This window comes from Propioniciclava sp., from assembly GCF_036744435.1.
In the GTDB taxonomy this organism is placed as follows: domain Bacteria; phylum Actinomycetota; class Actinomycetes; order Propionibacteriales; family Propionibacteriaceae; genus Propioniciclava.
The window spans coordinates 1-4,921 of the sequence record NZ_DAIOIA010000012.1 but is presented as its reverse complement, the minus strand read 5'-3'; the positions used below and the strand labels follow the sequence as shown (position 1 = coordinate 4,921).

Below are 4,921 nucleotides of genomic sequence, written 5' to 3'. Positions count from 1 at the left end.
CCGGGGTTGTGGTCTTGGTCGCGGTACTTGGCGCGCCAGAAGTCGCGTTCGGACAGGGGTTCGTGGGCGCAGCCGGTGACGCGGTGGTGGTGCAGGTACTTGTCGTAGGCGTCTGAGCCGAGGATGCCGCGGGCGAAGCGGCGGCATTCGCGGGCGAACGCGACCAGCCGGTCGAGGGGGGATCCCGTCGACCGGCTGGCTGCTGAGGCGTCGCTCACTTAGTGGCTCGTTCCTTCGAGGTTCTCCTCAGGGTACTTCTCGTAGAACGCGGCCCATTCGGCCTCCAGCTTCTTCTCCGCCGGGTTGGCGATGATGCCGGTCGGGGCGAAGATCCGGGACGGACGCGCGGGTTCCTCGGTGTTGATGATGCCCTTGCCGCGCAGTGCCTGGATGGTCTTGATGACCGACACCACCATGACGATGACGCCGCACACCACGAACAGGATCGACAGCGAACCCTGGACGGCGGTGTTGCCGACGACCGTCTGCATCGCCTGCACCGACTTGGCGGCACCCAGCGACGTCTCGCCGCGGGCCAGGGCGTCCCGGTAGAGGAAGTGGTTGGCCCAGTAGCCGATGGACGGATGAGGGTCGAAGATCTTCAGGAAAGACCCGTACACGGTGATGATCGCGGTGAACACCATCGGCACGGCGATGATGAGCAACTGCCAGGTGTAGCCCTTGCGCGCGAAGATCAGCAGGCAGATCGACAGCGCGACGGCGGCCAGCAGCTGGTTGGCGATGCCGAACAGCGGGAACAACGTGTTGATGCCGCCGAGGGGATCGTTGACGCCCATCACGAGGATGGAGCCCCAGCCCGCGACCATCAGCCCGGTGGTGATCCAGGCGCCGACGCGCCAGTTCAGGTCGCGGAAGCGCGGGTACAGGTTGCCCAGCGCGTCCGAGGCCATGAAGCGGGCCACGCGGGTGCCGGCGTCGACCGAGGTCAGGATGAACAAGGCCTCGAACATGATCGCGAAGTGGTACCAGAAGCTCGCCATGCCCTCGCCCGGGATGAGCGAATGCATGATCTGCGACAGGCCGACGGCCAAGGTCGGGGCGCCGCCCGTCCGGGAGACGACGGACGCCTCACCGACCGACTGGGCGGTGGCCGCGAGGATCTCCGGGGTCGTCGTGACCAGCGAACCGTCCGCGTTGTGCAACCCCAGCGCGTTGACGAACGCGGCCGCGCCCTCGACGGTGCCACCCGTGGCGGCCGCGGACGAGTTCATCGCGAAGTAGATGCCCTGGTCGATGGACAAAGCGGCGACGAACGCCATGATCGCCACGAAGGACTCCATCAGCATGCCGCCGTAGCCGATCAGGCGGGTCTGGGATTCCTTCTCGACGAGTTTGGGCGTCGTCCCGGACGCGATCATGGCGTGGAAACCCGATAGTGCCCCACACGCGATAGTCACGAACAGGAACGGGAAGAGCTGACCGCTGAACACCGGCCCGTCGCCCGACTGGGCGAACCGCGTGATCGACGGCACGTGGATCTCGGGGCGGACCACGATGATCGCTACCGCCAGCATGGCGATGACGCCGATTTTCATGAACGTGGACAGGTAGTCGCGGGGCGCCAGCAGCATCCACACCGGCAGGACGGCGGCGATGAAGCCGTAGGCGATGATGATCCACGCGATGGTGGGGCGGTCGAGGTGGAACAGCGCCTGACCGAGGTCGGACTGGGACACCCAGCGTCCCGAGATGATCGCGAACAGCAGCAGGGCGCAGCCGATCACTGACACCTCCATGACCTTGCCCGGACGCAGGTAGCGCAGGTAGAAGCCCATGAACAGTGCGATCGGGATCGTCAGGCCGACGGAGTACACGCCCCACGTGCTCTCACCGAGGGCGTTGACGACGACCATCGCGAGGATCGCGACGATGATCAACATGATGGACAACGTGGCGATGAACGCCGCGATACCACCGAAGAGGCCCAGTTCGTCGCGGGCCATCTGACCCAGCGAGCGGCCCTTGCGGCGCATCGAGACGAACAGCACCAGGTAGTCCTGCACCGCACCGGCGAGGATGACGCCGACGATGATCCAGATCGTTCCGGGCAGGTAGCCCATCTGCGCGGCGAGGACAGGGCCGACGAGCGGGCCCGCCCCGGCGATCGCGGCGAAGTGGTGGCCGTAGAGGATGCGGCGATCGGTGGGGACGTAGTCCTTGCCGTCGTAGCTGTACTCGGCCGGGGTGGCGCGCTTGTTGTTTGGGTGGACGAGCTTGTCCTGGATGTACTTCGAGTAGAACCGGTACGCGATCAGGTAGGACGCGACAGCCGCGAACACGAACCAGACGGCGTTGACGGATTCGCCGCGGCTGAAGGCGATCATGTACCAGGCGATGGCGCCGACGAGCGCAATGGCGACCCAGACGGCGATCTTGGTGGGGGTCCAGCGTGCGTGGTGTTTGTCGTCGTCGGCGTGGACTTCGACGGCCGGGCGTTCGTCGGCGAGCGGGTCGACGCTCGCGACTGCGTCCGATGGGCCGGGTTGGCCCGGCGTGGGTGTCTGCATGATGTCCTCGGGTCGGGATTGGCGGGAGGCGTGCGGGGGGTTCGCCCGAGCCGGACGTTACACCTGAAATGGAGTCCGGGATAGGGAGCAAGGGGAATCGCGAGGAGGTGTCCGCTAGGCGAAATGACCTTTTCCGCAGTGTGGATAGCACCTTGTCGCAGCCGGAGTGTGGGAGTAGTGCCGAGGGGAGTGCAGTAGTGCTTCCATATTCTTCTGCTCGATTTCGAGAAACACCATGTGGACGCATTTCTCCCGACCCGACGCGTCCGCGCCTGAGCGGGAGGCGTCGTGCTCACACCGGGCAGCCCGATAGCCTGACCGTACCGGGCGCCTCCCGCGGTGGCGAGGCGCCGGGATCGGCTCCCGAGACGCGGGACGTCGCGTCGCGAACCGGGGAGGGGACCGTGATGCAGAAGCGAACCACGAGCGCGGACGTGGCACGTGCGGCCGGAGTGTCCCGGGCCACCGTCAGCTATGTGCTCAACGACACCGCACGCCAGTCGATCCCCGAACGAACGCGCGCCCGCGTCAGGGCGGCCGCAGCAGAGTTGAACTACACCCCCAACCCGGCGGCTCGCGCGCTGCGCTCGGGTCGCTCGACCGTCATCTTGTTCGTGATCCGGCACACCCCCTACGGCAGCAACGTGGGGCTGGGAACCCTACGCCTGTCCGAGCGGGCGCTGGAGCGGGGCTTCACCCTGCTGGTGTGGCAGTCCGTTCCCGGAGAGCCGTTGTCATGGCCGCTGACGCACGTCCAGCCGCGGGTCGTCGCCTCCTTCTATCCACTGCCGCAAGAGTCGATGGACACCCTGGCGCTCAACAACATCCCCTTCGCCTGCACCTCCGGGACCACGATGATGTCGGCGCGTGAGGGAGAAGCGGCGACCGTGCAGGTTCGCCGCCTGGTCGAGACCGGGCATCGACGACTCGCCCACGTGTCGGCCGCGGGCGCCAACTCCGCCACCTGGGCCAAGCCGCGGCATGAGGCCTTCCTCGCCGCGTGCGCTGACCACGGCCTCCCCGAGCCGAGGGCCACCTCCGTCGAACTGCCTCCCCTCGGCACCCCCGACGACATCACCGACACCCTCCGCGCCTGGTGCTCGGGCGCCGACCCGGTGACGGCGGTAGCCGCCTACAACGACGCGGTGGCGGCGCTCGTGATGGCGTCCGCGCGAGAGCTGGGGCTCCGGATACCCGAGGACTTGGCGGTCATCGGTGTGGACGACGAGGCCTACGCCGCCCTCCTGGAACCCCCGCTGACGACGGTCCGCATCCCGATGGACGAGCGCGCCGATGAACTGTTCGACACGGCGATGCGAGTCATCGGCGAGGAGCCGGGATCCGAAGCAACCACGACGGTGCGGCTGGTGCCCCGCGCGTCGGCCTGACGCCTGAGGCACCCGAGGCGCACCCAGGGCGTCCCGCCCTCCCGCGTGGCATGCTCACGCGCGGCGTGCTCGAGTCCGACCTCAGCGCCAGGCGAGCGCGGCCTCGACGGCGTCGGTGAGTGAAGCGGCGAGCACAGTCGGTGCAGGCAGGGTCGCATCCCAGGTCCGGCCACGCAGCAGGTAGGCCGAGCGCAACCCGGCCGCCTGCGCGCCGGCGATGTCCGCCTCGGCGGAGTCGCCCACCATCCACGCGTCGGCGAGCGACTGGCCGGTGGCCTCGCTGGCAAGGGCGAAGATCCGCGGGTCGGGCTTGGCGATGCCGACCTCCTCGGAGATGACCCACCCGTGAACCCACGCGTCCAGCCCCAGCGAGGCGATCTTCTTCTCCTGCTGCCGCTGCTGGCCGTTCGTCACGATGAACGGGGTCCAGCCGTGGTCGCGAGCACGCAGCAACGCGGCCTCGGCGTCCGGCACCAGGCGCAGGTGCGCCACGACCCCGGCGCGCAGGGTTGCGATGATCCCCGCGGATTCCTCGGGGGAGAGGCCCAGCAGTGACGTCAGGTCGGCCGCGACCGCAGGCTTGGGACGTAGCCCGTCCCCGTCGGCGGTGACGACGGCTTCGAGCAGATCCGGCCCCGCGCCCCGCTCGGTGAGGTACTCGGCCGCCCAGGCGCGCACCGCGGCGGCACGATCGACGAGCGTGTTGTCCAGGTCGAGCAGGAGCAGCGGCATGGCGTCCAGCCTAGGGCGCCGCCTCCAGCGCATGCTCGGCGGCCCGGAGTTCGGCCTGCGCCCGGCCGCGCTCCTCGACGGCTGCTCGCTCGGCCGCCTGGGCCTCATCGAGGCCGGCGGTGGCGTCGCCCAGGGCTTCGGCCGCGGCCTGCAGCCGGTCCTGGGCGCTGCGCAGCGCTCGTTCGGCCGACTCGACGGCGTCACTGGCTCGCGAGCGCGCCTGGGTGGCGGCGGCGGTGCCCCGCAGAGCGTCGGCGACGCGGGTGTCCAGCG

At 68.9% G+C, this 4,921-nt stretch carries 5 protein-coding genes; 1 reads left to right on the top strand and 4 read right to left on the bottom strand.

The features are described from left to right. Positions 1 to 218, bottom strand: a 218-nt coding sequence (locus V7E09_RS02900; protein WP_324522990.1) for a YbdD/YjiX family protein, incomplete at its 3' end; no start/stop codon positions are given. After that, positions 219 to 2,528: a carbon starvation CstA family protein gene (locus V7E09_RS02895; protein ID WP_324510032.1), complete on the bottom strand. Its 2,310-nt coding sequence runs from the start codon at positions 2,526 to 2,528 to the stop codon at positions 219 to 221. A 407-nt stretch (positions 2,529 to 2,935) separates the two neighbouring features. On the opposite strand from V7E09_RS02895, the gene V7E09_RS02890 reads away from it, so the two are divergent. Further along, complete coding sequence (locus V7E09_RS02890; protein WP_324510031.1) at positions 2,936 to 3,916, top strand: LacI family DNA-binding transcriptional regulator; 981 nt, start codon at positions 2,936 to 2,938, stop codon at positions 3,914 to 3,916. 81 nt (positions 3,917 to 3,997) lie between these two features. Here V7E09_RS02890 and V7E09_RS02885 read toward each other — a convergent pair whose 3' ends face one another. Together V7E09_RS02885 and V7E09_RS02880 are read right to left on the bottom strand one after the other, a co-directional pair. Further along, positions 3,998 to 4,648: an HAD family hydrolase gene (locus V7E09_RS02885; protein WP_324510030.1), complete on the bottom strand. Its 651-nt coding sequence runs from the start codon at positions 4,646 to 4,648 to the stop codon at positions 3,998 to 4,000. 10 nt (positions 4,649 to 4,658) lie between these two features. Next, a partial coding sequence (locus tag V7E09_RS02880; RefSeq protein ID WP_324522989.1) for a hypothetical protein occupies positions 4,659 to 4,921 on the bottom strand: 263 nt, incomplete at its 5' end.